General features: G+C 48.5%; 25 protein-coding genes and 4 pseudogenes. 13 read left to right on the top strand and 16 right to left on the bottom strand.

Annotated features, from left to right (window positions below; genetic code table 11):
- Position 1: 1 nt before the first annotated feature.
- The 3 genes from ENTMO_RS0112375 to ENTMO_RS0112365 form a co-directional block, all read right to left on the bottom strand.
- Complete coding sequence (locus ENTMO_RS0112375; protein ID WP_010431214.1) at positions 2-571, bottom strand: hypothetical protein; 570 nt, start codon at positions 569-571, stop codon at positions 2-4.
- Positions 572-586: 15 nt separating this feature from the next.
- Positions 587-1,552, bottom strand: a complete 966-nt coding sequence (locus ENTMO_RS0112370; RefSeq protein WP_010431212.1) for a hypothetical protein — start codon at positions 1,550-1,552, stop codon at positions 587-589.
- 154 nt (positions 1,553-1,706) lie between these two features.
- Positions 1,707-2,621: an AraC family transcriptional regulator gene (locus tag ENTMO_RS0112365; RefSeq protein WP_010431210.1), complete on the bottom strand. Its 915-nt coding sequence runs from the start codon at positions 2,619-2,621 to the stop codon at positions 1,707-1,709.
- A 210-nt stretch (positions 2,622-2,831) separates the two neighbouring features.
- Here ENTMO_RS0112365 and ENTMO_RS0112360 point away from each other — a divergent pair, with 210 nt between their 5' ends.
- A complete protein-coding gene (locus ENTMO_RS0112360) occupies positions 2,832-3,914 on the top strand; it encodes an alpha/beta hydrolase (protein WP_010431208.1) in 1,083 nt (360 codons plus the stop codon).
- Positions 3,915-4,415: 501 nt separating this feature from the next.
- Here ENTMO_RS0112360 and ENTMO_RS26140 read toward each other — a convergent pair.
- Positions 4,416-4,535, bottom strand: a pseudogene (locus tag ENTMO_RS26140) (DDE-type integrase/transposase/recombinase); the annotation flags it as partial.
- Between the two features lie 138 nt (positions 4,536-4,673).
- On the opposite strand from ENTMO_RS26140, the gene ENTMO_RS0112355 reads away from it, so the two are divergent.
- The 5 genes from ENTMO_RS0112355 to ENTMO_RS0112330 all read left to right on the top strand — a co-directional run bounded on the left by ENTMO_RS0112355 (position 4,674) and on the right by ENTMO_RS0112330 (position 11,852).
- Entirely contained in the window at positions 4,674-6,650 is a 1,977-nt protein-coding gene (locus ENTMO_RS0112355) for a TIR domain-containing protein (protein ID WP_010431205.1), read from the top strand.
- Positions 6,651-6,753: 103 nt separating this feature from the next.
- Positions 6,754-9,654, top strand: coding sequence for a hypothetical protein (locus ENTMO_RS26360; RefSeq protein WP_202795937.1), 2,901 nt, complete (start codon positions 6,754-6,756; stop codon positions 9,652-9,654).
- The gene (locus ENTMO_RS0112340) at positions 9,651-10,100 is read left to right on the top strand and encodes a DNA-binding transcriptional response regulator (RefSeq protein ID WP_010431201.1); all 450 of its coding nucleotides are present in this window, start codon (positions 9,651-9,653) and stop codon (positions 10,098-10,100) included. Before ENTMO_RS26360 ends, ENTMO_RS0112340 begins: the two co-directional genes overlap by 4 nt.
- Positions 10,097-11,269, top strand: coding sequence for a phosphorylase family protein (locus tag ENTMO_RS0112335; protein WP_010431199.1), 1,173 nt, complete (start codon positions 10,097-10,099; stop codon positions 11,267-11,269). The genes ENTMO_RS0112340 and ENTMO_RS0112335 overlap by 4 nt, the downstream gene beginning before the upstream one ends.
- A gap of 100 nt (positions 11,270-11,369) precedes the next feature.
- Positions 11,370-11,852, top strand: coding sequence for a DUF4231 domain-containing protein (locus ENTMO_RS0112330; protein WP_010431195.1), 483 nt, complete (start codon positions 11,370-11,372; stop codon positions 11,850-11,852).
- 44 nt (positions 11,853-11,896) lie between these two features.
- Here ENTMO_RS0112330 and ENTMO_RS26135 read toward each other — a convergent pair.
- Positions 11,897-12,022, bottom strand: a pseudogene (locus tag ENTMO_RS26135) (IS3 family transposase); the annotation flags it as partial.
- Positions 12,023-12,034: 12 nt separating this feature from the next.
- On the opposite strand from ENTMO_RS26135, the gene ENTMO_RS26605 reads away from it, so the two are divergent.
- Positions 12,035-12,361: a hypothetical protein gene (locus ENTMO_RS26605; protein ID WP_237702328.1), complete on the top strand. Its 327-nt coding sequence runs from the start codon at positions 12,035-12,037 to the stop codon at positions 12,359-12,361.
- Here the strand turns inward: ENTMO_RS26605 and ENTMO_RS26960 are convergent.
- A pseudogene (locus ENTMO_RS26960) lies at positions 12,327-12,431 on the bottom strand (antibiotic biosynthesis monooxygenase); the annotation flags it as partial. The gene ENTMO_RS26605 and the pseudogene ENTMO_RS26960 sit on opposite strands and share 35 nt — an antisense overlap.
- Here ENTMO_RS26960 and ENTMO_RS0112320 point away from each other — a divergent pair.
- The 3 genes and pseudogenes from ENTMO_RS0112320 to ENTMO_RS0112310 form a co-directional block, all read left to right on the top strand.
- A pseudogene (locus tag ENTMO_RS0112320) lies at positions 12,428-12,708 on the top strand (carbohydrate porin); the annotation flags it as partial. The pseudogenes ENTMO_RS26960 and ENTMO_RS0112320 overlap by 4 nt on opposite strands.
- A 200-nt stretch (positions 12,709-12,908) precedes the next feature.
- On the top strand, positions 12,909-13,289 hold the full coding sequence (locus ENTMO_RS0112315; RefSeq protein ID WP_010431183.1) for a VOC family protein: 381 nt from the start codon (positions 12,909-12,911) through the stop codon (positions 13,287-13,289).
- Between the two features lie 132 nt (positions 13,290-13,421).
- Positions 13,422-13,784, top strand: coding sequence for a TIR domain-containing protein (locus ENTMO_RS0112310; protein ID WP_010431180.1), 363 nt, complete (start codon positions 13,422-13,424; stop codon positions 13,782-13,784).
- 11 nt (positions 13,785-13,795) lie between these two features.
- On the opposite strand, the gene ENTMO_RS0112305 is transcribed toward ENTMO_RS0112310, so the two are convergent.
- Positions 13,796-15,088, bottom strand: coding sequence for a glycoside hydrolase family 28 protein (locus ENTMO_RS0112305; RefSeq protein WP_010431178.1), 1,293 nt, complete (start codon positions 15,086-15,088; stop codon positions 13,796-13,798).
- 100 nt (positions 15,089-15,188) lie between these two features.
- Positions 15,189-15,962, bottom strand: a complete 774-nt coding sequence (locus tag ENTMO_RS0112300; protein ID WP_010431175.1) for a DeoR/GlpR family DNA-binding transcription regulator — start codon at positions 15,960-15,962, stop codon at positions 15,189-15,191.
- Between the two features lie 86 nt (positions 15,963-16,048).
- Between ENTMO_RS0112300 and ENTMO_RS0112295 the strand changes: the two genes are divergently transcribed.
- Positions 16,049-16,633, top strand: coding sequence for an NUDIX hydrolase (locus ENTMO_RS0112295; RefSeq protein ID WP_010431172.1), 585 nt, complete (start codon positions 16,049-16,051; stop codon positions 16,631-16,633).
- Positions 16,634-16,716: 83 nt separating this feature from the next.
- Positions 16,717-17,475 (top strand): trans-aconitate 2-methyltransferase, encoded by a 759-nt coding sequence (tam, locus tag ENTMO_RS0112290; protein ID WP_010431166.1) that lies wholly within the window; start codon positions 16,717-16,719, stop codon positions 17,473-17,475.
- Here tam and ENTMO_RS0112285 read toward each other — a convergent pair.
- From ENTMO_RS0112285 to ENTMO_RS0112255, 7 genes are all read right to left on the bottom strand, one after another.
- On the bottom strand, positions 17,466-18,674 hold the full coding sequence (locus tag ENTMO_RS0112285) for a cytochrome c biogenesis protein/redoxin (protein WP_010431164.1): 1,209 nt from the start codon (positions 18,672-18,674) through the stop codon (positions 17,466-17,468). The two genes, tam and ENTMO_RS0112285, sit on opposite strands and share 10 nt — an antisense overlap.
- 137 nt (positions 18,675-18,811) lie before the next feature.
- Complete coding sequence (locus ENTMO_RS0112280; RefSeq protein ID WP_010431162.1) at positions 18,812-20,107, bottom strand: sensor histidine kinase; 1,296 nt, start codon at positions 20,105-20,107, stop codon at positions 18,812-18,814.
- Complete coding sequence (locus tag ENTMO_RS0112275) at positions 20,104-20,844, bottom strand: response regulator (protein WP_010431159.1); 741 nt, start codon at positions 20,842-20,844, stop codon at positions 20,104-20,106. Before ENTMO_RS0112275 ends, ENTMO_RS0112280 begins: the two co-directional genes overlap by 4 nt.
- A 44-nt stretch (positions 20,845-20,888) precedes the next feature.
- The gene (locus tag ENTMO_RS0112270) at positions 20,889-21,884 is read right to left on the bottom strand and encodes an alpha/beta fold hydrolase (protein WP_010431156.1); all 996 of its coding nucleotides are present in this window, start codon (positions 21,882-21,884) and stop codon (positions 20,889-20,891) included.
- Between the two features lie 145 nt (positions 21,885-22,029).
- Positions 22,030-22,470 carry a GNAT family N-acetyltransferase gene (locus tag ENTMO_RS0112265; RefSeq protein ID WP_010431155.1) on the bottom strand — a complete coding sequence of 147 codons (441 nt, stop codon included), beginning with the start codon at positions 22,468-22,470 and terminating at the stop codon, positions 22,030-22,032.
- Positions 22,471-22,482: 12 nt separating this feature from the next.
- Positions 22,483-22,953, bottom strand: coding sequence for a GNAT family N-acetyltransferase (locus ENTMO_RS0112260; RefSeq protein ID WP_010431153.1), 471 nt, complete (start codon positions 22,951-22,953; stop codon positions 22,483-22,485).
- Positions 22,954-22,961: 8 nt separating this feature from the next.
- Positions 22,962-23,549, bottom strand: a complete 588-nt coding sequence (locus ENTMO_RS0112255) for a hypothetical protein (RefSeq protein ID WP_029485080.1) — start codon at positions 23,547-23,549, stop codon at positions 22,962-22,964.
- 101 nt (positions 23,550-23,650) lie between these two features.
- On the opposite strand from ENTMO_RS0112255, the gene ENTMO_RS0112250 reads away from it, so the two are divergent.
- A complete protein-coding gene (locus ENTMO_RS0112250; RefSeq protein WP_010431148.1) occupies positions 23,651-24,199 on the top strand; it encodes a GNAT family N-acetyltransferase in 549 nt (182 codons plus the stop codon).
- Here ENTMO_RS0112250 and ENTMO_RS0112245 read toward each other — a convergent pair.
- Positions 24,187-25,101 (bottom strand): bestrophin family protein, encoded by a 915-nt coding sequence (locus ENTMO_RS0112245; protein WP_010431145.1) that lies wholly within the window; start codon positions 25,099-25,101, stop codon positions 24,187-24,189. The two genes, ENTMO_RS0112250 and ENTMO_RS0112245, sit on opposite strands and share 13 nt — an antisense overlap.
- Positions 25,102-25,272 lie beyond the last annotated feature (171 nt).

Below are 25,272 nucleotides of genomic sequence, written 5' to 3'. Positions count from 1 at the left end.
CTTAGCGCGTCTGGCTGATAAGCTTGCGCCAGGCTCGGTTATGCAGAGTAAACAGCAGCATCTTATAGAAAGCGGTAGAGAGGATGCAGCTGCCGCTCAGCCCCAGCATGACAATACTCACCAGCGCCGCGGTCAGGCTGACGCCCGGAGCAGCGCTACCGCTCAGCGCGGCCAGCAGGTAGGCTGCGGTTAATATCAGGCTTATCACCGCCAGCGTAAGATGTAACCGCACGGCGCGCATGCTGCCTTTGCCAATCATAAACATCGTCACGCCGTTAATGCCGGCGAACAGCAGGGCGACCAGCACAACCCACACGAATACGCGTTCGGCCGGCTGGCCGAGTGCGGCGAGTACGCCATACCCCAGCCACAGCTGCGGAATGGCGAAACTGACAATCACCCCGAGCGTACTGACCGCCGCGGGAATACCCATGGTATGCAGTCCCACAGGCTTACCCATTTCGTCGGCCAGCTGCGTCTTCAACTGCTGCAGCTGCGTCGGGGCGGCATGGTTTATGCTGGCGGCAGCCTCGTTACAGCGTTGCAGGCGACGGGTTAAAACTTTAAACATTTGAATACTCAGCGTTTAGTTAGGTAAAAATGACTGCAGCACACCTACCACATAGCGTCCTGACTGGACGGTATTTTGTGGGTTGCGGATAGTCCCAGTGAGTGAACTCCCCACAAAGGCTGATGCGTTATTGACCGCACTCATCAGCTCGCGCTGCAGTGATTTTTGTAACGATTCGCTGGGGAAACGTTTCGGATAAACACCTGCGCGGATCGCGGCCTTTACCCCGGCACTGGAAATGCCTGGATTCTGCGCTTTGATGATCTCTTCCGTGATGCGCTTACGCTCGGCACGGCTCAGGCTCTGGAACCAGGCGGTAACTTTACTCGAAGATGCCGCTTTCATCAGCTTGTACGTTTCTAAAGTACCTCTTAGCGCGGTTCCTGCCGCAGCAAGCGAAATGACATCCAGAACTGTCGTGGTGGCGACGTACCAGTCCTGGCTGTCGAGCCAGGCAACATCGGAGCCATGGTCGTTATGGATAGCCAGCAGGCGGCCCGCGCCAATCATGCATTGTGCTCCGGTTGCCAGCGTACCGGACAGGCTGATCGCCGCAATCACACCGGACCCGCCAGCGGTAAAAGGCACTGCCGCACCGGCACCAAACGCCATGACAAGCGTAACAATCATTGCGCCACAGGCGAAACCGGTCGAGGTGATTTCCGTCGCAAGTGACGGAGTGGTTAGCGTTGCTACAACAGCTTTTTCTGCACTGGTTTCTTTAGCATCAGGAATTTTACTGATTACCACATGGCTGACGGTGCTCTGATTCACATCAGCAATGCGTCGAGAGGGACGTACCAGCCAGCGTTGCTTGCCATCATCAAAAATGATGCCGACATTGTAAAAATTTCGCGTGCAGTCGAGCTGCGCGGCCAGCTTTTTAAAATCGATATCAGCACCAGCCTGTAGGCCAAGGCTGCGCGAGAGATCATAAGAGGGAAGGGTGCTGTCAGGCGACTGCTGACCGGGTAAGTTCATCGAGGAAGCTCCTTCATTCCGTGAGGACTATTAATTAGCAGGGTAATTTATTGAAGAAATTTATGTTTCGAACAGGGATAGGTTGATAATAGCAGTGATAACTCGGTGATCAAATGATATTGCTCGAGTAAAATGTAAACGATACAAAGGAGTATTAAAGGTTATCGGCAGACTTTCTCAGCCCAGTAATATCCCTCTTGGGTGATTCGCCGAACATCCGCGTATATTCCCGGCTGAAATGGGATAAGCTTTCGTAACCGACAGCATAGGCCGCTGTGGTGACATCGTAATGCTCATTCAGCATGAGTCGGCTGGCTTCATTGAGGCGCAGCCATTTCTGATACTGGAGTGGACTCATTCCCGCAAGCTGCCTGAAATGTCGGTGGAAAGAGGGCGTGCTCATCTGAACCCGACTCGCCAGCTCCTCGATGCGTAAAGGCGAAGCAATATGGGTCTTTAACCAATCGATAGCTTTACCGATACGGTAGCCATGGCCGTCTACTGCTGCAATCTGTCTGAGATGATCGGACCGATCGCTCATCAAAAGCCGGTAATGTATCTCTCTTTGAATCAGCGGGCTGAGAACAGGAATGGCTTCAGGCTCGTCAAGCAATGAAAGCAGGCGGCAGAAAGGCTCCAGCAAAACATCTGTCATGGTTCCTATACCGACACCTGTTCCCGCATCGCGTTTTTTCACTGGCGGCAGGCCTCCCTGCGTAATTAATTCCATCAGCACGCGTTGGTCAAGTTTATAGGCTATGCCGACGCATGGCCGAGTTGCTGATGCGCTTAACACTTCCGAACTGGCGGGTAAGTCGAGAGAGGTGATCAGGAATTTTTTTGCATTATAGGTATAAGGTTCGCCTCCAACCCACATTATCTTCTCGCCGTCAGCCACCAGAACGATACTCGGTGGCACCATGCAGCTCACCGGAGGAGCAGGTTCGTTTCGCCGGAATAATTCCAGTCCTTCGACAGCGGTGGGAAAATCACCGGTATCGGGCGTGCGCTGAGCAATATTCCGCGAGAGTTCGTCGAGTCGTTTCTCAACCGACTTGTTTGAAATCATCTGTAACGCCTCACATTTGTTGCGTCTATGCACCCCCGTCAACTTACCTGTTATGAATACTGAAATATACGGTTTGGCCTCAGGTTAATAGGATCGGGCAAATAATGCAGAGTATTTTAATAACGTATTTCTTTAATGATATTCAAAATAGCAACAACGCAACCCGTATCGAATTCGGTTCCTGGAAATTTAATGTAAGGTTTTGATATCATGACGCTAAATTCTTCAACTCGTTTTTTTAATGGTGCACTCCTTGCCGGTGCGATGGCTCTGATTTCAACAGAATCTGCGGTTGCCCAGCCTGCACCAGGCACAGCAGACTCTTCGGCGCGTCTGGTTCAGACGTGGGATAAAACCTTCCCAAGAAGCGACAAAGTGGATCATCAAAAGGTAACGTTTAAAAACCGTTACGGCATTACGCTTGCCGCTGATGTGTATCTTCCTAAAGATCGCGGGAACAAGAAGCTTGCTGCGCTTGTGATTTCCGGGCCATTTGGCGCGGTAAAAGAGCAGGCTTCAGGTCTCTATGCTCAGACCTTAGCCGAGCGCGGATTCGTGACGCTGGCATTTGATCCGTCTTATACCGGTGAAAGCAGTGGGGAACCTCGCAATATTGCGTCACCTGATATCAATACCGAAGACTTTATGGCCGCAGTCGATTTTATTGGACTGCAACCCTATGTGGATCGTGAACGTATCGGTGTCATCGGCATCTGCGGCATGGGAGGGATTGCCCTGAATGCTGTTGCCGTGGATAAACGCGTAAAAGCGGTCGTTGCCAGCACCATGTATGATATGAGCCGCGTGATGTCGAAAGGTTACAATGACAGCGTAACGCCGGAGCAGCGCGAGCAGGCGCTGGAGAAGATGAGCCTCCAGCGCTGGGAAGATGCGGCAAACGGCAAACCTGCATACCAGCCAGCCTATAATAAACTGAAGGGCGGTGAAGCACAGTTCCTCGTGGACTATGCGGACTATTACATGACCAAACGCGGCTATCATCCACGAGCCGTCAACTCTGGTAACTCATGGTCCGTGACAACACCGATGGCCTTCATGAATTTCCCGCTCATGACGTATATTAAGGAAATTTCTCCGCGTCCGATCCTGTTCATCCATGGCGAAAAAGCGCATTCGCTTTACTTCTCCAAAACGGCTTATGAAGCGGCAAATCAGCCCAAAGAGCTTCTGATTGTTAAAGATGCCACTCACGTTGATTTATATGATCGTATGGATAAGATCCCGTTCGATAACATCACGGCATTCTTCAACAAATATCTCAATAAACGATAACTCCATCAGTTGACAGGTGCAGTGGCCAAATGGCCATTGCACTGAGGTGTGAGGGAAGGTAACGGTGAAGGGGGTTAATTGGGCGGTGGTTCTGGCGTCCATAATGCATTTAACTTATGTTGTAAGAGAATTTAGTTCATAAACCAAAATTTAGCTATCCACATGATTTCAATGTATATTCACTATATATAGTTGAGTCTACCTCCAGATAACCTCATGAACTAGTAGGAAATGGGCGTCTAATGTGCATTTCTCGGCAACTTACTTAGTTACAGTATTTCCCAAATTAATCGTATAACCCGGCAAATCAAGATTTAGGTTGTATCTGATTGTCTTCTTGAATAATTTATGAATCTTAGTAACATTTAGATACACCAAAATCTAATCAGAACAGCTCTCTGAGGGCGGTAGCATTCTCAGGGTTGATTGGATTTGAATGAGGCCTTCGTCCCTGACCCGATATCCTGATCCATTCAGAAAAAGAATTCCGACATACGAGACAATCTCTTTTGTCATGCGGGGTTGCATTGACCAGCCGATAACTTTTCGGGAGAACAGGTCAACCACCAGGGCCAGATACATCCAGCCTTCGTGGGTTCGGATGTAGGTTATGTCTGTCACACTTACCGCTTAATGAATTTGATAAAGTGCAATAAAATTCAAGCTATTGATTTTAAGAACAACACGAACGTTTCAGTTTAGTGGTTGCTGCGCGCTGCAGATCCAGCCGCCTACATCAACTTTAGGAAGGTAATAAGTATGGGTAAGGCTATCGATATCTTGCTTTACGTGGCTCTAAGCGAGGAGTTTGATGTCGTTATAGATATGCTAGGATCAGATTTTAAATCCCAAGAGCAGGTAGGTGTTGCACTGACAGGTTTCTTCGGCAATATCGACTCGCCTGTTCTTAACAGAAGCTTCGAAGTTGCTGTGTTCCCGGCAGGAAAAATGGGCAATACCCGATCCGCTAGTCTTACTTCAGCACTTATCGAGAAGCTGAATCCGGCCAACATCGTGGTGCTAGGCATAGCAGGATCACTGGTAAACGACATGGAACCTGGCGATGTATTTATACCGGACACTGTGAATGAGTACATGGCAAATTCAGCGACCCATGGGGAAGGTAAAAACTGGAGTTTTACTACCTCAGGTAACCAATTTCAAAGCTCTTTGAGACTACTCAATAGGTTTCAATTTTTCGCACACACCAGTGGCGACTATTACAAACGTTGGCAGCAAGACACTCAGATTGCCAAGGCTGAACTCATTTCAGAAGAGGTACAGCTTGCCCTTGCTAGCAATGAACTGATCCTACGAGGTAGCTGTAAGCTCTTTGCCGGTGATGACCGTAAGTTGGCCAGCGGCCCAGCAGTAGGTAAAGGCAAGGGTTTTGTGGATTGGATCATCCGTGAACATGATCGTAAGGTTGCGGCCCTCGAAATGGAGTCGGCAGGTGTATACGATGCCGCGACTGTTCGCACAACGGCTCCACGAACCGTGGCCATCCGCGGCATTTCTGACTACGCGGACGCTCGAAAAGAAAAAATTGAAGACACAGCTAAAGGTAAGTTTCGAAATTTGTCCGCTAGAAACGCTGTTTCGTTTTTTATTCACACTGTCCAAGCTGGGATGTTCGGAGCTGAGGAAGAATTGGCGCAGGTCGCATTATCGCCATCGCCACATGTGCAGCTTGATTCTCGGGTGAAATCTGTATTCGTCATAGGTGGTCACACCGGTGAGACCGCAGATGTTGATGCTGAACTCCCACGTTTGAACAAGGCGTCGTTGACCCTTGGGCATGTTCTCGCGAAAGCGGGAGCACAGCTACTTATATGCAGCCCATTTACTGATTCGGTCGACTACTACGCAGCAATGGGCTATGCGGACTCTAAGTGTGGTGGATTAATCCAGTTCCATAGTCCCAGTCATCCAACAGTTGAGGAAAAGCGATGCCTTCTACGCAAAACGCTTGGACGACCTGGCCTCGTAATCCAGGATTGGAACTACCCTGGTCCAGAGGGCAATGAGGAAGACGCATGGTTCCAGTCCTGGTTTTTGGCCCAGATTCAGGCGCTGGAGAAAGCTGATGTGGTTGTTGCTCTGGGAGGGAAGGTTTCGCAAACGGCTAGTACACTTTTGCATCTTGCTGAGGCCAGGGGCCTTCCGATCATTCCGTTTGCATTCCTCGGTGGAGTGGCGAAGCGCTCATACGAGCGCCGAGATTGGTCGAGACTTAATCCAGGTTTTGACCCAAGCGTTTTGTGCGACGTCGATGGTGTTGAACATACGATTGAGATAGCTAATCGACTCATGTTAGATCGAATGCAGCCGAGCCGTCTCTTAGAGAGACCGAAAATGGTTTTTGTTAGTTTTGCTCATCAGGACGCCAAAATGGCCAATGCACTACGGGCCGTACTAGTAAAAGAGGGTATTGAGGTCCTAGTTGGTGACGATGAGATCAGGTCAGATCAGATGATCACAGCAACCATTGAGCAAGCGGTTCTTCGCAGCGATGTTTGTGCAGTTCTTTGGAGCCGTCAGTATGCCCAGAGCCCATGGTGTTATGACGAAATGAGTCTGGCAATAAATCAGCAGGAATATGGCAAGATTAAGGTATGGCTTTTCAATCTAGATGACTCTCCGATTGTCCCAGCTCAGGCGCGCAAGCTGCCCACTATCTCTGTTAGGAATGTTCAGGCAATGCACAATTGCGTGCATGAGCTTTTGGGCAAGTAGTAGTTTGTCCCTGTCGACCTGTCGCAATGAGGCTCAGCGTCCTGCGGCTGATAGGTTAGGTATTTGTAAATAGCTTATCGTCTCTAACGTAACGGTACTTCAATTGCCAAAAGCATTAAAAAATAGGTATATAATGATTTTTCCATTTGATAATAAAAGTAATATTTCTGCCGTTCTAAGAACATTAAAGAACTCTACACGAAATAAAGTTAGGGCGATTGCATCTGGAAGTGATACAGACTCTATAGATTTGATGAATAATCTAAGAGAAAAATGTAATGTCACTGAGTTGTACCAAGCAGAAAATGCAGTCAAGGCGTTGTCAATAGGTCGCAAGTTACTTCCAGATTTATTTCCTAAAGAGCCTCAGTTCAAAGATGACTTCATAAGGCTAGATGATTTAGGTTTGGAAAAAAATCTTTCGTATATAGATAACGCAATAAAGTTAAATAAAAGAAAAGTTGAAAAATTCCTTGAGGATTTATTTGAGATAAACGAAAGTATATATCAAAATGATCTTTTTTTAGCAGAAAAACTAATAAGCAAAGCTATAGAAAATCATGGTCATAGTCATCTTTTATTAAGGAAAGCAATATTTGTTATATCCAGTGATGAGATGTCTAAATTTGATAGCCTTTCAAGGATTATTACATCATATGGAGTAAGAAGTAACGTAGTAAACACTTTGCTTTATTGTTTTAAAGAAGAACAAGACTATTTAAGCGTTAAAAAATCTGTAATGTCTACGAAAGACCGAGGAGTTTTCAATCAATTTACAAGAGATTTACTACGGATTGGATTTCATCCACATGCCAAAAACACTGCAGACCTGATTCAATTGACGCAAAGTTGTTTACAGTCAAGTTTAGTGGATGCCATCATTATTACGAAAGTGAATAGTAATCTTTTTGATAAATCTAAATACATCAATATCGATTGGGTTTTTAAATTAATTAACAATAACTCAAAGCCTATTCAGGAAATTGTAAATCTAACAGAGCAATATGAAGACCCAGAAGGAGTTTTTTTCCAACGTAGTTGTGCTTGGCTAGAGAATGATGAAGTTGTTGAGTATAGATTGCTTATTGACCACTTTAATGACTCTCCTGAATCTCCATACTTTGAAATGAATGATGAATTAGTATTGAGAATAATCAAAAATGTAAGAATTGAAGGTATTGAAGAAATTCTTACCAGTGAGAACTTGTTGGAGTTTGGTGGGAGCAAGTTGTCCGTAAATAAGTCGTCAATTTCAAATTCAGCGCTCCTAAATTTAATGATTCATATAAATGAAGGCATGATAATTACCACTGAAGATGTATTACTCCGATTAATGGAGAACACTCGAGATTTAGCACGAACAATAAATATCAGTTTTATCAAAAATTTTATACTGTCTTCACCAGGCGTGCTATCCGAGATTGTGTTGTTATTGTTGATTTACAAGAGAAGCAAAAATGAAGCTGACCATTATAAATTACGTAGAAAGCTACAAAACTATATAATTAAGTATAATGAATCAAACTTAGTTAATTTTATAGATAGTGTCGCTGAAAAGTCTCGGGCTGTTGCTGAATTCACATATGAGGTATGTACGGAAGATTTTATATCTAAGCTTAGTCATGTCATAGGTACGACAGAGAAAATTACAGAAACTAGAGCTAGTCTTCATGATTGGATGGGGGATCTAACTGGTGATACTAACTATAAGGTGAGAGCAAAAAACCTAAGAATAGATCACAAGATTAACCTCGTCAAAGGTGAACTAGACGACAATCGAATATATGTAGATACTTCTAAGTTTTTGGAGTGGATGCAAGATGAAATAGCGCAAGACCTAACGACAGTGCTTTCGTTTTCACTGCATGATAAGGAAGTGATTAATACAAATGAACCACAAATTATTCAAATAATTTCCAAGTGTTATTCAGAGTTTTGCTCTAATAACCTATTTGGTATAGCATCTTATTTAGGAAGAAGACTTCGACATGGTACTTTTAAAGGCCATTTGTATCATAGCGTAGTTAATGATATTGAGCAAACTTATGATGACATTATTGATGATCCTTTAATATTCCCTTTATGGGGAGCTTTTAAAGAAAATTACAAGAATGAAGTGGACTCTATTGTTAAAAATAAACTTCATATAAAGAATGGCAGTACATTTGAAGGATTTCTTTCTCCAGAAATCACAGGGCATAACAAAATAGAAGTTCTGAACGGCTGCATTAACAATATCTATTCTGATTTCGATAAAAGTGAAAGCTCATACAACGCTATTTTATTAATTAATGAGTATTGTTGGAGGCTGGCTGAGATTGATATGAGATCTGTTCATGGCTTTTTGAAAAGTAGAAAAAATTATCTTGTAGATTTAGATTTGTTGAATGAAATTAAGAGAAAAGCGCTACAAACAAAAATGGACGAATCGAGGGTGTCTAGTTTTTATAGGGAAGTTCAGCGCCTAGTAAATGACAAATTGACTGATATGTATAGTTGGTTCAAAAAACCTCAAAGTATATCACCTAAAGCATCATTGAACCTGTTATATAAAGTAGTGGTAACTGAAGTTAAGCAGAGCTTTCCAAATTTTCAACCAGACACAAGTTTTGATGAAGAACACGACATCGAATTAATAGGAGGTGCTTATCATGTACTCTATGATGCTCTCTACGTCATTGTTTTCAATGCTGCAAAACATGGTAAAAATGCAGGTAGTGTTTACAGAAATTTCACAATTGAGCGTGATGAATTAAGTGCACTTGTCCGCGTGAAATTTGATTCAGAAATCTGTGATTCTTCAAGTGAATTTACTATTAATCAATTACTTAAAGTCGATTTAGATGATGCTGAGATTGATACAGCCCAAACTGTCGAAAACTTGAGTGGCATCAAAAAACTTTACCACCTAGACAAGTATGACGAGAACTTTGAAATAATTACCATAGAATGTGTTAAACGAAAAGTTTGCATCGATATGATTTACAGGTTGGGCCATCTATGAAAAATATATTGATTATCGAAGACGATAGTTTCAAGGCTGACAGCTTAGTCCAATTTTTGATTGGCTACTATTCGGATCCAGAAATCAAGATAGCTGGAAGCTTAGCTGAAGCTATTAACATTGTGAATAGTGACATTTTTAATCTGATTTTAGTGGATATGGCGCTGCCCAGTCATCCTTCCGTTATTGGCGGCGGTTCTCCAACATCTCTTCTAACAGGAGGGATTGATGTGCTGCTCGAACTAAATTATTTAGAGAGGAATGACCCATGTATTGTCGTAACTCAATACCCTGATATAGATATCTCAGGTAAGTTTTACGATTTAACTCAAGCTAAAATTGAATTCAAGACGCAGTTAGGGTGTAATGTCATGGCTTGTATTGAGTACAAAGAGGAAGAATCGTCTTGGCAAGAACATTTGAAAAGCATATTGGATAATTTATGAAAGTTTTAGTTGTAGAAGATAATCCGCAGAAGTTATCGGAAATCAAGGGCGTCTTAAATGGAATTGGGTTTGAAATAAACATTAAAGAATGCGATTCTATTTTTAAATTCAACACAGAAATAACCAAGGAAAAATTTGATTTAGTAGTTGCTGATTTGGTTCTGCCTATATTTGGTAAGGATGAGGAAGAGCCTCAAGATGTTACTTCGAAAATTATAGAGCTAATTAGAGATTATGAGTCTAAAAACTATAAGACACCAGTTATTGCAATCACTCAATTTTCAGACTCAGCTGAAAGTAATTTTTCAAACCTCAATAAATATGACATCAATGTAATAACTTATGAGCAGGGGTCTGACGAATGGAAATCGGCTTTTTTTAGGAAGATCGAGTTATGCATCCCAAAGACTACTTATGATTTTATTATTGTTTGTGCTTTAGAGAAAGAAGCAGCTGCTTATATCGAGGCCGGTTACGCAAAGCCCAAGACTTCAATCAAGTATGGACTTTCTTGTCAGGATATGATGATTGAAGGACGTAAAGGCCTTATAATTGTCCCTCCACGAATGGGATTGGTTAATACATCTATCGTTAGTGCGCGAGCTATTGATTTATTCGAACCCAAAATTATCTGCATGAGTGGTATTTGTGCTGGTATAGAGGGGAATGCCAACATTTACGACATAGTCATTCCTTCGCAGTGCGATCAGCATGATGCAGGTAAATGGACAAGTAAAGGTTTTGTACCAGAAAGTTATTCAATTCCACTGATTCACGATACCGAAATCGCTATCAATAGAATTGTAAGAGAAGATGGGTTTGTTGATGCAGTCGCGCAAGGTGTGCATCTTTCAGAATCTGAAATGGTTGATGGGTCATCAACTTTAGATGTGAAAATATATACCGCAACAACATCTAGTGGTAGTAGTGTAATTGCTGACGAGAAGATGTTGGACTACATTACTTCACAACATAGAAAAAAGACTGCCTTTGAAATGGAATCTTACGCACTTTATGAAGCTGCACGACGCTCTCCATTAAAACCAAACTACTTCAGTGCTAAGTCTGTCGTAGATAACGGTAATACTAATAAGGGAGATGAGTATCATAGAGTAGCTGCTTTGATATCTGCTAAGGCTGTTTATGGGTTAATAAAAGAACTTATTTAAAGTTTTGAATTGTTCTATTGGTTAGGATTATCGCTTAAATTTCTATTAGCTAGAAACTGTAGAACAAACAACAAACAAGTACTATAAATTGAGGTAATGTATGTCTAATTTAAACAATTTAGGCACAGAATCAGCGGCGAGTTACGCTTTAGGTCAAGCAAAGCATTTTCAATCGAAAGCAGATCACAACAAAGCTGAAAGTATTTGGTGCTTTCGTGGAGTAATGATTTGTTCGTTACTTGCTCCTTTATTCGTCAGTCTCGGGGAAGGCGTGTGGTTGTCAAAGGTTATTCCATCAGTACTATCGGCGATAGCCGCATTTTCTACCGCATGGCTTCAGCTAAGAAAACCTCAAAATCTTTGGTCAGTTTACAGAACAGCACAGAGAAAAATCGAAACTACTCTAATTCATTACAAATACAAAACAGGGGATTATGAGGAAACCAGCGATGTAGGTGCTGATAAGTTACTTATATCAAAAGTGATTAGTTTTGCTACAGAAGCCCATCATATGTGGACTAAAGCTCTACCCGATACTAACTCACTAAAGGAGTCCATACATATTGAGGCCAAAGACAAGTAGTGTAAGCAAACCTAGTTTACTTCACTCACTTTTGAGCGTTCCGTTTATTCAGCCAACAGCCGGTATTCTTTCGGCGTCAGGTTCTTAAGGGAACCATAGGGACGCTCGCTGTTGTACTCATTCTGCGAGTGTTCCGTAATTTCCCGTACTTCATTCAGCGTTCTGAACATCTGTCATCCCTATTGACACTTTTCGCTGATGCCCGCCATGCTCAAGAAGATAAATTTTATGAAAAGCATGGCAAGCATAGTGATACAGAATCGTTCCGACAGTTCCACGCAGAGTATATGTGTGCATTTCCTGCCGGAGATATGGATGCGGCGAGAAAATGGGAAGAGCAGGCGCAGCAACTGCAAAATTTGCTGACTTCTCAGTTCCTTGGTGCCGCAACAGCACATTCCTTACGGCTGGTTGGGCCAGCGGGTATCGGCAAAACCCACGCGATTGTCAGCGCAGCATTGCGTCGACTGGAACATCAGGCTTTACCTCGACGATCACCAGATTATTAATGGTTCGCTCATTCGGTATGATGTGTTTGTCCCCCAGAAATTGGGGCTCCAGAGTGATTTTATTATTTCGCCATGCAATATGAAGTGGGTTACGAATATCTGGATGATAAAAACTACATGGGGGTAAACGGCAAAGGGAAGGGGGGCTGACCAAGGTGACCATTGCGCCAACGCTCACCTTCGATTCTGGATTCTGGAGCCGTCCACAGCTGCGCTTCTTTGCCACGTATGCCAAATGGGATAAAGGCGTCTCTGATGCGATGGACAGAAATTACGACTGGAGCACCGGTACGCTTAGTCCTGGGGGATACTCCCGCAGCGGGGATACCGATACGCTGAATTCATGAACTTAAGAACAAATCCATAACATTTAACATAATATACATTATGCGCACTAAAATGGATTAAGGCAAAATCCAGCATTTCATGGTCCTCCTTGTCCTTCGTCAACGAACGTGCTCAAACCCACATTACCAGGCATCCAATCCACCATAATCACGCTCCGCTTCTATACTCCATATTTCACCGCTACTTACTGGGGGCTCAAATGTTTGACCATGTTAAATTCGGCGTAAGTGATTATGAAAAAAGTAAAACCTTCTTCCTCGAGGCCCTGCAGCCGCTTGGCGTAAACATTATCGATGAAGGCACTCCAGACTACGGCGTAGAAATGAGTTCCGGTGATGTTTCACTTTGCCTGTATCAGACACATGATAAGCCAGCACCATTGCATATCGCCTTTGTAGCCACAACGCGTCAGCAAGTTGATGACTTTTACAATGCCGCGCTTCGTACGGGCGCGCAAGATAATGGCGCGCCGGGATTACGCTCCTACGGCAAAAATTATTATGCCGCGTTTGTCATTGCGCCCGATGGTCATAATATCGAGGCGGTTTGTCATGCACCTGAAAGCGACTTATTGGACTGATACTACCGCTACTTCGGTGATCAGTATGCATGATTCCACTTGATCTTGCATGGTAATGCCTGTTATGTTTAATCTCACTGCAAAACAGCAATTATCGTGCAATAACATGCATAATCACTCACAGAGGTAGATATGACTCAACAGCTGATTTTAATCGCCGGACCCTATCGTAGCGGCACGGATGGTATTCAGGAACGTATCGATGCCAATCTGGCAAGATTAGAAAACGCAGCGCTTGCGGTGTACGAACGTGGGCACATCCCGGTCATTGGTGAATGGCTCGCCCTGCCGCTGGCGAAGGCCGCAGGGTCAACCTCGTTGCATGATGAAATCAGTGAAGCGATGCTGTATCCCGTTGCCCATCGCCTCATTGGTAAATGCGACGCGATTTATCGCATCGAAGGTGCATCAAAAGGCGCAGATATGGATATTGAGGTCGCGCGCAAGCGTGGTCTTCAGGTCTACACCAGCTTAGAGAGCATTCCTCAGGCCTGACGGAATCCCCATCAGCGTTCGTAGCTATCATTTATGTCCTGCGTGAGTTCATTCGCGGTGACCAGGACATTATTGAAGCGCAACCCCTCAACACCCGATATTTTCCCAAACTCGGTGGCATCGACGGAAATATTGTCGAGCGTTAACCCGCATACAGGACGGTCCGGATAGCCTTCGATAAAAAACGCACGAGAGAATAAGTTGCTGTCTGAACGGCGCGCAGTGATATTGCTAAGCGTCGGGTGGCTCACTTCCGTCAAACCCGCCTCTCCTTCTACCCCGTCAGCCAGTTTGCGCCAGTGCTCAGGCTTATCCTGCAGGTTGCCGCTATCACCGTAGCTGTATTGCGGGAACCAGTTCAGTTGGATAAGTACGGGGAAACGCACATTCTGAAGCAGCAAATTCCGCACCGTGATATGGCGGATAAACCCGCCGCGATTGCGGGCTGACTTAATGCGAAACCCAACCCCCGTGCCGTTGAAACGGTTGTTTTCGATCAGTACGTGCTCGATCCCACCAGAGGTTTCACTGCCCAGGGTGATGCCTGATCCCTTGTTCAACACGCATTCCCGAATAACAATGGCCCTGGCCGTACGGGCTTTTGGCGCAGCCTCGCGCCCGCGGCCCGCCTTAATGCAGATATTGTCGTCATTGCAGGAAACCGTACAGCGCTCAATTCGAACCTGTTCGCAAGAATCAATGTCAATTCCATCGGTGCTTGGCCCCGCTGAATTAATGATACTCAGGTTCTCGACTGCCACATCGCGGGAATAACAAAGGTGAACATTCCAGAAACCGGACTCGCAGCTGGTGAAATCCTTGAGCAGGATATTCTTACTTTCATACACCAGAACATTGCGTGGCCGCTGGCAATCATAGTCCACCACCCAGCGTAAACCGTTGGCGCTGTAGTCCCCAACCATGCCGCCGTGTTCATCATCTCCCCAGAATCGCTGCCACCAGATCCGCCCTTGCCCGTCGAGGGTACCCGTTCCGGTGAGGCTTACGTTCTGCGCGTTAATCACATTGATTATTCCTGCTGGCCACCGCATATCAATGCCGGCAACCCGAGTGTCGATTAAGGGGTAATCTTCCAGGTGCTGGCTGCCTAAAAGCACCGAACCTTGCACCAGATGCAGCGTGATATCACTTTTAAGAAAAATGGCGCCGGTAAGATAACGGCCTGCAGGGATCACCACGCTGTCGCCAGGCTTTGCTTTCGCAATAGCCTGCTGGATAGCCGTCGTTGATATACGTTCAGCACTCGGATCTGCCCCGAACGTTAAAATTGAAATGTCTGCCATGGAATCCCTTATACTGTTGAAAATCAGCAGTATAAGAACTCGCTTAATCAATAACCTTTACCGCAAGGACAGCCTGACCAAAAAGCTGGCAGAAAAACGGTTATTCATGTGTCCGATCAGCGGTTTTAACGATCGTCACGCCCTTCTCTGTTATCGCATTTATCCAGGCCTGATCCGTGCCTTCTTCCACAACCATCGTATTCGCCAGCGACACATCGCCGATCGCAAATGACGAGGCGGTATTAATCTTTTCAGGTGAAGCCAGCACAATGGTGTCCGCGGCTCTGCCGGAAAATGCACGTTTGATGCATGCCTCCTCGAAATCGCCGGTCGTCAGCCCTGCCTCCGGGTGAATGCCCGTTACCCCCATAAAGAGCAGATCCGCATGTATGTTCCCAATGCCTTCGATAGCTGCCGCACCTACGGTGACAATCGAGTGCTTGTACAGACGTCCGCCGATCAGGATAACGTCAATCAAAGGGTGCTCGACCAGACCCAGCGCAATACTCGGGCTATGCGTGACGACGGTAATCTGCAGGTCTCGGGGCAAAAACGTGATTAACTCAGCGGTGGTCGTGCCACCGTCGATAATCACCACTTGTCCTGCCGAAATGAGCTGAGCGCCCTTTCGGGCAACGTTTTTCTTCGCATCCATTTTCACGGTTTTACGCTCGGCAAAGGGTACTACCGCCGACGATGCCGGCAGCGCACCGCCGTGCACGCGCTGCAAACGCCCTTCTGCCGCCAGCTCGCGGAGATCGCGCCGGATGGTGTCTTCAGATACTGAAAAATGGACACTGAGTGCTGTCGACTGTACCTGACCTTCCGCTTCGAGTTTTTCCAGAATCAATTGTTTTCGCTGACTGGTGAGCATCGGACTTTCCTGATATTGCATGTTTTATCTTGAGGGCGCACGATAGTGCTGTTTATGATCTTAACTCTACGTAAGGAGAGCCGAACGTGCAATCAAAACGCGCAGATATCCGCATTATCGAGAGCGAAACCCTATCTGATAACTGGTACATACTGAAAAAATTTACCTTTGATAAACGACGCCGCGACGGCGAGTGGCAGCGCCAAAGCCGAGAAGTGTACGACCGGGGCAACGGAGCCACCATACTGCTCTACAATCGAGACAAAAAAACAATCATCCTCACCCGCCAGTTCCGCTTTCCGGTCTTTATCAACGGTCATGAAGGCGATCTGATAGAGGCCGCTGCCGGGCTGCTCGACAATATGGATCCTGAAAGCCGTATCAAAGCGGAAGCCGAGGAAGAGACCGGGTTTGCGGTGTCGCGCGTAGAGAAAATTTTCGAAGCCTATATGAGCCCTGGCTCGGTAACGGAAAAACTCTATTTCTACCTGGCGGAATATCACCCTCAGGATCAAACCGGCAAAGGTGGCGGAATCAAATCAGAGGGGGAAGATATCGACGTGCTTGAAGTGACGCTGGACGAGGCGCTCCGCGGCATCGAGACCGGCCAAATTGTAGACGGCAAAACCATCATGCTGATTTACCACGTCGCCCTGAAAGGGATCCTATAAACATCGCGTTGTCAGATACCTGCCGCTGTGCGGGTATTTGTCTGTGCTATTCTTCCTTAATCCCGTGAAATGGAGCTGCGAACATGGCCGACTGGAATCCTTCTCTCTACCTGCAATACAGCGCGGAACGCACACGCCCTGCCGCCGAGCTTCTGGCGCGTGTTCCTTTGGATGCGGTGTCCACCGTCGTTGATTTGGGGTGTGGTCCGGGCAACAGTACCGCATTGCTGAAGCAGCGCTGGCCGTCGGCACACATAACAGGGGTGGATAACTCTCCCGCCATGCTGGAAGAAGCGCGCAGCGCGCTGCCTGAATGCCACTTTGTAGAGGCAGACATTCGCCAGTTCACACCACACCAGCCGCTCGATGTGATTTACGCCAACGCCTCTTTGCAGTGGATCCCGGACCATTACGATCTGCTGCCGCACCTGATTTCGCTGCTTCGTCTGAATGGCGTGCTGGCGATTCAAATGCCCGACAACTGGCTTGAACCTACGCATGTTTCAATGCGCGAAGTGGCTTACGAACAAGGCTATCCCGACCGTGGCCGTGAGCCGCTGCCCGGCGTGCATGCCTACTATGATATTTTGACGGAGGCTGGATGCGAGGTGGATATCTGGCGGACAACCTATTTCCACAAGATGAGCTCGCACCAGGCTATTATTGACTGGGTCAGCGCCACGGGATTGCGTCCGTGGCTGCAGGATCTTAACGAAAGCGAGCGAAAAGCCTACCTGAAGCGCTATCAGGCGTTGCTGGAAGAGCAGTATCCGCTCCAGGAGAATGGGCAGATACTGCTGGCGTTTCCACGGCTTTTCATCGTCGCTCAGCGTCAACCCTGAGGTGGCGTCCAGGAGCGGGCTTCTTTCAGAAGCTGTTGAATGACCTGCTCCTGTTTGTCGTAGTTACCCTCGCCGAATGAGGTATAGCGTAGCTGTCCTTTGGCATCAAAGAAGTAATGCGCGGGCCAGTAATGGTTTCCAAATCTATTCCAGATTTGATACTGATTATCCGCCACCACCCGGTACGGGAGCTGCCATTTATTGACCGCATTTTTTACGGACGAAAGCGGTTTTTCCCATGGATATTCTGGCGTGTGAACGCCAATCACCACGAGTCCCTGAGACTGGTATTTGTTGGCCCAGTCCCGGACGTGGGGAAGCGTATGCTGGCAGTTAATGCAGTCCCAGGTCCAGAAATCGATCAGAACCACCTTCCCTCGTAGTGACTCAGACGTGACAGGGTCACCATTTAGCCATCCGGTGCCGCCGCTTAATGACGGTAATTCACTGCTCGGTGCGCTGTCCACCACCGGCTGCAATTTCACGGTTGAGGTCGACGGTTTTGCCAGGTTTAACAGTGAGTTTTCGAGCCGATCGGCGATGCCATTTGCCCCTTTTAAGGCCGACGTCATCCCCGTGACGTTAAATGCCACCGCGGCCAACATCACTGCACCTGCCGCCTGACGCAGTCGTCCCATGAGCGCCGATTTCGCCCTTAACGGCTGAATCAACTTACGGCCTCCGGCAACAAGCAATCCCAGCATCAGCGCGCATCCGCTTCCGTAGGCGATGAGCAGCGTTCCGGTGGTAAGGGGCGAGTGACCCGCGATATTGAGGCTGAAGATCGCGCCAAGAATGGGGCCCGCGCAGGGAGACCAGAGCAGCCCGACCGCGAGCCCGGCCAGAAATGCGGCAGACACTCCACGCGTTTGTCCGCTTCGGGTATTCAGCGCATTGCCGACATGGACCGCGGGTGTGGCAATACGCTGAGCAAACTGCGGGAAAATCAGCGCAAGGGCTGCGGTGGCCAAAATCATGAGTGCGATCCAGCGCCCTACCAGCGTGGCTTGCACGATCCACTCGCTGGCAGCCGTAACGGCCAGGGCCACCAGGGTGAACATCACAACCATGCCCGCGAGAAGCGCCGCGACGTGTCGCCGCTGCCCCTGAAAGCCAGCAAACAGCAGCGGAATAACGGGGAGCGTACAGGGGCTCAGCAGGCTAATCATCCCGCCTAAAAAAGGGATAATCAGAAACATAACGACCTCACATAACAGATTGACTGCGTAGCTGCAGTGAGGTTATTTCAACGTACTGATGTGTTCAGATGATGTGCAAATCTGCGCGATTTGTCTGCCACCGTATCCGTACGGAACGCAGATACAAAACCGTACAATCAACGGCGCGGCAGCGCGACGGAAACCTCCAGTCCCCCTTCGGTGCGATTCGCCAGGTGAAGTTTCCCGTCCAGCTGCGCGGTGAGCTGCGCCGCGATGGCAAGGCCAAGCCCGGTTCCTCCCGTATCGCGATTACGGGATGTTTCAATACGATAAAAAGGCTGTAATACCGCATCAAGTTCGGCATCAGGAATTCCCGGCCCGCCGTCTTTGATATGAATAACAACCTGTTCTGCCTGAGGCTCAATTTCAATCTCGGCGTAATCACCGAATTTAAGCGCATTGTCCAACAAATTGGTCATTACCCGCCGCAGCGCCTGGGGGCGAGTGACGATGGGCAGCCTTTCGTCGCTTGCCTGAAACTGCACGTTCTTACCGACATCCTGATAATCACTGGCAAGGGTATTTATCCAGGCGTTTAACTCCATCTTCACCGTGGCTTCTTCAAGAATTTCTGATGACCGGGCATAGGCAATACCCTCCCGAACCAAACGCGACATGTTGTCGAGGTCGTTAAGCAGCTTGTCACGCAGTACAGGTTGTTCGGCCATTTCAACGCGCAGCTTCATACGGGTTATCGGGGTCTGCAAATCGTGTGAAATGGACGCCAGGATCTGCCCGCGCTCGCGGAGGTAAGCCTGAATGCGGGACTGCATGGCGTTAAAGGCATGCGCGGCGCGCTGCACTTCGATCGGCCCCTGCTCGGACATGGCGGCATGTGACGACGGGTCCAGGGAGTCGACCGCGCGAGTAAACTGCGAGAATGGCCGCACCACCTGACGCACGGCAACCCACGAACAGGTGGCCAAAAGCAGCAGTTGTAAAATCAGCACCACGGGTAGCCAACTGGCGACCGGCGGCATGCGGGGGATGAGATCAATCGTAAGCGGCGCACCATCGCTTAAGGTGATATGCGCCTGAATGTGCGACACCGGCCCGGCAACGGCCGTAAAATAAAGGGGGTAGTCTGCAGAAAGCGTCTCTTTGAGGGTGCGCACAGCATCTTGCGACCGCTTGTCCTGCGGGGCCGCACCCGGTTCGCCCGGCCCAAGAATATAGCGGTAATTTCCCCGGTCAAGCCGCGCCAGCCATGCCGGACGTTCATTCGCCGGAAGACGGTCAAGAATGGCGACACTGGTAGCAACATCATATTCCAGGTTACCCAACATCACCGTGCGGGCGCTGCGCATGCGCTCCACCATAACCAGCGTCAGGCTGAGCGCATTAGCCAGTAGCAGCCCAACCAGCACAATAATCAGCAGCCGGGTCAGCAGCGAGCGCGGCCAGAGGCTCATTCATTAACCTCCTTAATGGTCACCGGCATGGTGAAAACGTAGCCTTCACTACGAACGGTTTTAATGTAGGCCGGCGTTCGCGCATCTTCATTCAGACGCTGGCGGACTCGGCTCACCAACAGATCGATCGAACGTTCAAACAGTTCGGCATCTCGCCCCTGAGTCAGGTTCAGCAGCTGGTCGCGCGTCAAAACACGTTGGGGATGGTCAAGGAAAACGCGCAGCAGGCGATATTCCGCACCGCTAAGTGCCACGATCGTGCCTTCCGGGTCGATAAGATGACGAGCAACGGTGTCGAGCTGCCAGTCGCCAAACTCAACCAACCGCCCTGCTTCGGTGACCTGCATATTGGGCGGCATCGTGCGAAAACGACGCATAATGGCTTTGATGCGTGCCAGAAGCTCGCGGGCAACAAAGGGTTTAACCACGTAATCGTCGGCGCCCATTTCCAGCCCCAGGATCCGGTCCGTCTCCTCGTTGCGGGCCGTCAGCATCAGTATCGGCAAATCTTTATGCTTGCTGCTGCGCAGCTGTCGACACAGCGTCAGACCGTCTTCGCCCGGCATCATCACATCCAGCACAACCAGGTCGACGTGCTGTTTATTAAGCGCCGCATGCATCTCTTTACCGTTCGCCGCGCCGGAGGCGTGATAGCCGGATTTAATGAGATAAGCGACAATCAGTTCACGAATATCCCTGTCGTCATCGACGACAAGGATATGATCAATATGCTCCACCGCAAGCTCCAGAATGAAGGGTAACGGATTGAAAATAGCACATTTTAAAGCGCGTCAGCGTCGACGACCGCTTTAACGAAATCCTGCGGATCTTCCTGGGGAGGATTGTGCCCGACGGTGGCACCAAAGGTTCGGTGCTCATATTTTCCGGTAAATTTGCTGGCATAGGCCGCGGGTGCAGGATGCGGCGCGCCGTTATTACCGCCCTCAATGGTGATCGTAGGCACGGTGATGTTCGGCAGCATTGCCAGCTTCTGCTCGTAGCGGTCGTATTTATGCTCCCCTTTCTCCAGGCCTAAACGCCAGCGGTAATTGCTGAGCGTTACGGCAACGTGGTCTGGGTTATCAAGCGATTTGGCGCTGGCGTTAAAGGTGGCCTCGCTAAATTTCCAGTCCGGTGATGCCTGGGTCCAGATCAGACGCGCGAAATCATGGGTATTTTTAGCATAGCCTTCCGCGCCGCGCTCGGTTGCGAAGTAGAACTGATACCACCACTGAACCTCGGCTTTCGGCGGCAAGGGCTGTTTGCCTAAGGCCTGGCTACCAATCAGATAACCGCTCACTGAGACCAGCGATTTAACGCGCTCTGGCCATAACGCGGCGACGATATCCGCCGTGCGGGCCCCCCAGTCGTAACCCGCGAAAACGGCCTGCTTAATGTTCAGCGCGTCCATCAGGTTAACAACGTCTTTCGCCATGGCGGAAGGCTGACCGTTACGCGGTGTTTTATCCGAGATAAACCGCGTGGTGCCGTATCCGCGCAGTGAAGGCACGATAACACGATAGCCTTTTGCCGCGAGTGCGGGCGCCACTTCCGCATAGCTATGAATATCGTAGGGCCAGCCGTGTAACAAAATCACCGGCTGACCGGTTTTCGGTCCGATGTCGACATAGCCGACGTTGAGATCGCCAGCGTTAATCTGCTGAGGGTGATCAAATGCCGAGGCGAAATCGTTGCCCGTGGCTTCCGCATGGCAGGACATGACGGTGCCAAGAGAAACGGTCAATGCAAGAGTCGAGTAAGCGAGTTTGCTAAACATGTTGATATCTCCGGTTGTGTACATTTCACGGAGATATAACAACATGTCACTGTATAGCGGATATGTGCGAAAGCGGGTTTATTGCAAGCCTGTGTATGTATCCGGGACGCTGATACAGTGTGATACAAACACAGGCGATTTGACGTTAAAGGGGTATGCGGTATCGGACGTAATCGTCAGCCTCACCATATTTATCATAGAGTTTACGCGCCGGGTTGCTCTCCCGGGTGACCCAATAAAGTTTTGACCACCCTTCGCGCTGGCCTTCCGCAATCAAGGCATCTATCAGCGCCTTTCCTGCTCCCGCCCCGCGCTCTGCAGCATTCACAAAGAGATCTTCCAGGTAGCAGATGGGGGCTGTCGACCAGGTGCCTTCATGCAGAATACACATCGCGAAACCGATAACCTGTTCATCCTTCTCTACGACCCGGCAAAATAGGGGTGAGTTATCTGAGAGCGCCCTTTCCCAGGTCGACGCGGTAACGGATTCATCGAGGTAGCAATCATAAAAATGGGTATAGCCATCCCACAGCGGTCGCCACTGGGAATAGTCATCTGCGCGCAACGATCTTACCGTGACAGCCATGTGTTCCTCACATTACAACGTGATTGCCATTTCAAAACAGCGTAAATCAGCACCCGCCATACGTGAGTGATGATGCTTTTCGCCCAGCGTGACAAAACCGAGCTTATGATAAAACGACCGGGCGTTTGGCGTCGAATCGAGCAGCAAGCGCGTAATTCCACGGCTGCGGGCTTCGTTGATCAGTGCCTCGACGATCCGTGTCGCCATTCCTTTACCTGATGCTGAAGGTAAGGTGAATATCGCCTCCAGGCTATGCGTATCAAGATCGAGATAACCCGTCGCCGCGATGTCACCCTTTTCATCCTCCACCACATAAAAGGGGTAATCTATGACCATTTTTCGATAGTGTTCGGGCATAAGGTCGGGCGTCCAGCGCGCAATCACATCCGCGTCGTAACTGGTTTTACAGCCGTGACGAATCGCCTGATTGCGAATATCCCAGAGTATTTCGGCTTCCTGCGGTTTAGCTTTTCGTAACGTCATACCTCCCCTTAACGGCTTTTTAACCGGATTTCACGTGCCAGTCTGGCAAGACGCTGAGTGCGACAATAGAGGGTAAACAGCACAAAACCTCTGCTATTCATCACCACCCGGCAAAGTAACAGGGTGAAGCATGCGATGACAATTGGCCAAAGGCTTCCGCCATGAGAAAACAGGAGATGTAGCGCCTGAACGAGGGTCATGACCAGTAGGATGATGAACAATGCCATAACGCCCAGCAAACCTGACGTCACACCTCGGGCAAGAAGCACGCTACTAACAATGAGCGTGACAAGGATTATCAATGACGGTACGAAAAAACTCAGTGCATGATGTAAAGGCGACAACCCCTGCAACGTGTGGAGAAAAGGCAGAAGATTTAACGCAAATGCCACTAAAAACAGAGGTAACAGCGCCGCTATCGGGTAAGGATTTTGACGCGGAAGCTCGTCGAGAGGACGAGAAAAATACCGTTCCAGCTCGGGAGTGGAATGATTCAAAAGACGGGTATCACGACGAGCAATAGATTCCTCAATCTCTTTGCCATGCTGCAGGAGATCCATGAATACACGTCCGGTTAAAAAACTCAGAAATCTCATCAGAATACCGCCAGCGAAAAGCACAACTCATCAGAATGTGATAATGATGAAAATACCAGAACGCAAACAAAAGCATAACGCTTAAATATGGAGATCCGCAGATGACGATACCGACGCTTGCGACAGAACGCCTGCTGCTGAAACCGCTGGTTGCTGAAGATGCCGTCCAGATTCAACAACTGTATCCGCGCTGGGAAATCGTACGCTATATGGTTTCTTCGGTGCCCTGGCCCTACCCGGAAAACGGTGCGGAAAGCTATGTCAACAACGTGGCGCTGCCGGATATGGAAAAAGGGATTGCCTGGTTCTGGAGTATCCGCCGTCGTGAAGCGCCGGATCGGCTCATGGGAATTATCTGCCTCTACGACGTCGAGGATAACAACCGAGGGTTCTGGCTGGCGCCGGAGTTTCAGGGGAAAGGGTTTATGCGCGAAGCCAGCATTGCCGCGACGGATTATTGGTTTAACACGCTCAACAAACCCGTTCTACGCGCCCCGAAGGCTGCCGCCAATAGCCGCTCCCGACGTATTTCAGACAGCAGCGGCATGCGGTTAATCAGAACGGAAAAGAAAGCCTACGTCAGCGGAATGCTGGATTCCGAGTTATGGGAGATCACCCGTGACGAGTGGAATGCCCGTCAGGTCAGCTGATAGTGTTTATCCGGGAACAACCTTTCCGGAATGTTCTCTTCATCGTTCATCTGCAGCAGATCGCGTTCCATCATGTTGCAGATGGCGTCCAGCGGCAGATCGTTATCTTCGGTGCCAAACGGATCTTCGAGCTCTTCCGCCAGCGTATCCAGGGAGATAAAGGTATAGGAAATCAACGCGGAGACGAACGGCGTCATGTAGTGCAGATCCACAACCAGTGCAAACGGCAGCATGATGCAGAACAGATACACCGTGCGGTGCAAAATCAGGGTGTACGCAAACGGCACCGGTGTTGTCGCAATGCGCTCGCAGCCGGACAGGACAATCGACATATCGTTCAGACGGTTATTCAGACTGTGGAACAGGATATCTGACAGCTGCCCGTTACGACGCCGTACGGCAAGCCACTCCCCCATGATCAGTAGAATACGGTTCGCCGGAGAGTTGGCGTCCATCACTTTACGTAAATCCTCTGCCGCCAGATAAGGTGAAAGCTGTTCTGCGTTTGTTTCCCGGCGCAGCGTCATGCGTAAACAGTTGGCAAAGGCAATTTGCAGGCGCACAAACTCACCCAGATGTTTATCGTCGGGTAAGGTGTTTTTTACCTCGCGAAACAGCGAGCGCGCCGCTATCATCAGTTGCCCCCAGAGCTGGCGAGCCTCAACGTAGCGCGAATAACAGGCGTTGTTTCTGAAACCGAGAAAGATCGCGATCGCCACGCCAAGAATGCTAAACGGTGCGACGGTAAATTTGATGCCAAGCGAGGTATACCACGGCAGCATCAGGATGACGGCGATGGAAAGCAGGAAGTTGAGCAACAAGCGGGTGTAGATTTTCGGCAGAACCGAACCGTGCCAGACAAATATCAGTTGTAGCCAGTGCTGTTTAGGACGAACAATCATAGTCAGTGTCAGAAAGGAAAAGAGCGAGGCTATTAAACGTGATCCCCCTCACGGTTGCAAGCATGTTAATGGAACATTGCATTTTCTCCACTGATTAGCCTAAACCGCACGGAGTTGAAGCCGTTTTTAAAAACGGAGTAAATAGTATGTTGTAACTAAATAAGATCGTAA

The organism is Enterobacter mori LMG 25706 (assembly GCF_000211415.1).
GTDB lineage: Bacteria > Pseudomonadota > Gammaproteobacteria > Enterobacterales > Enterobacteriaceae > Enterobacter > Enterobacter mori.
The sequence above is the reverse complement of the archived record's forward strand: the minus strand, read 5'-3'. Positions and strand labels throughout refer to the sequence as shown.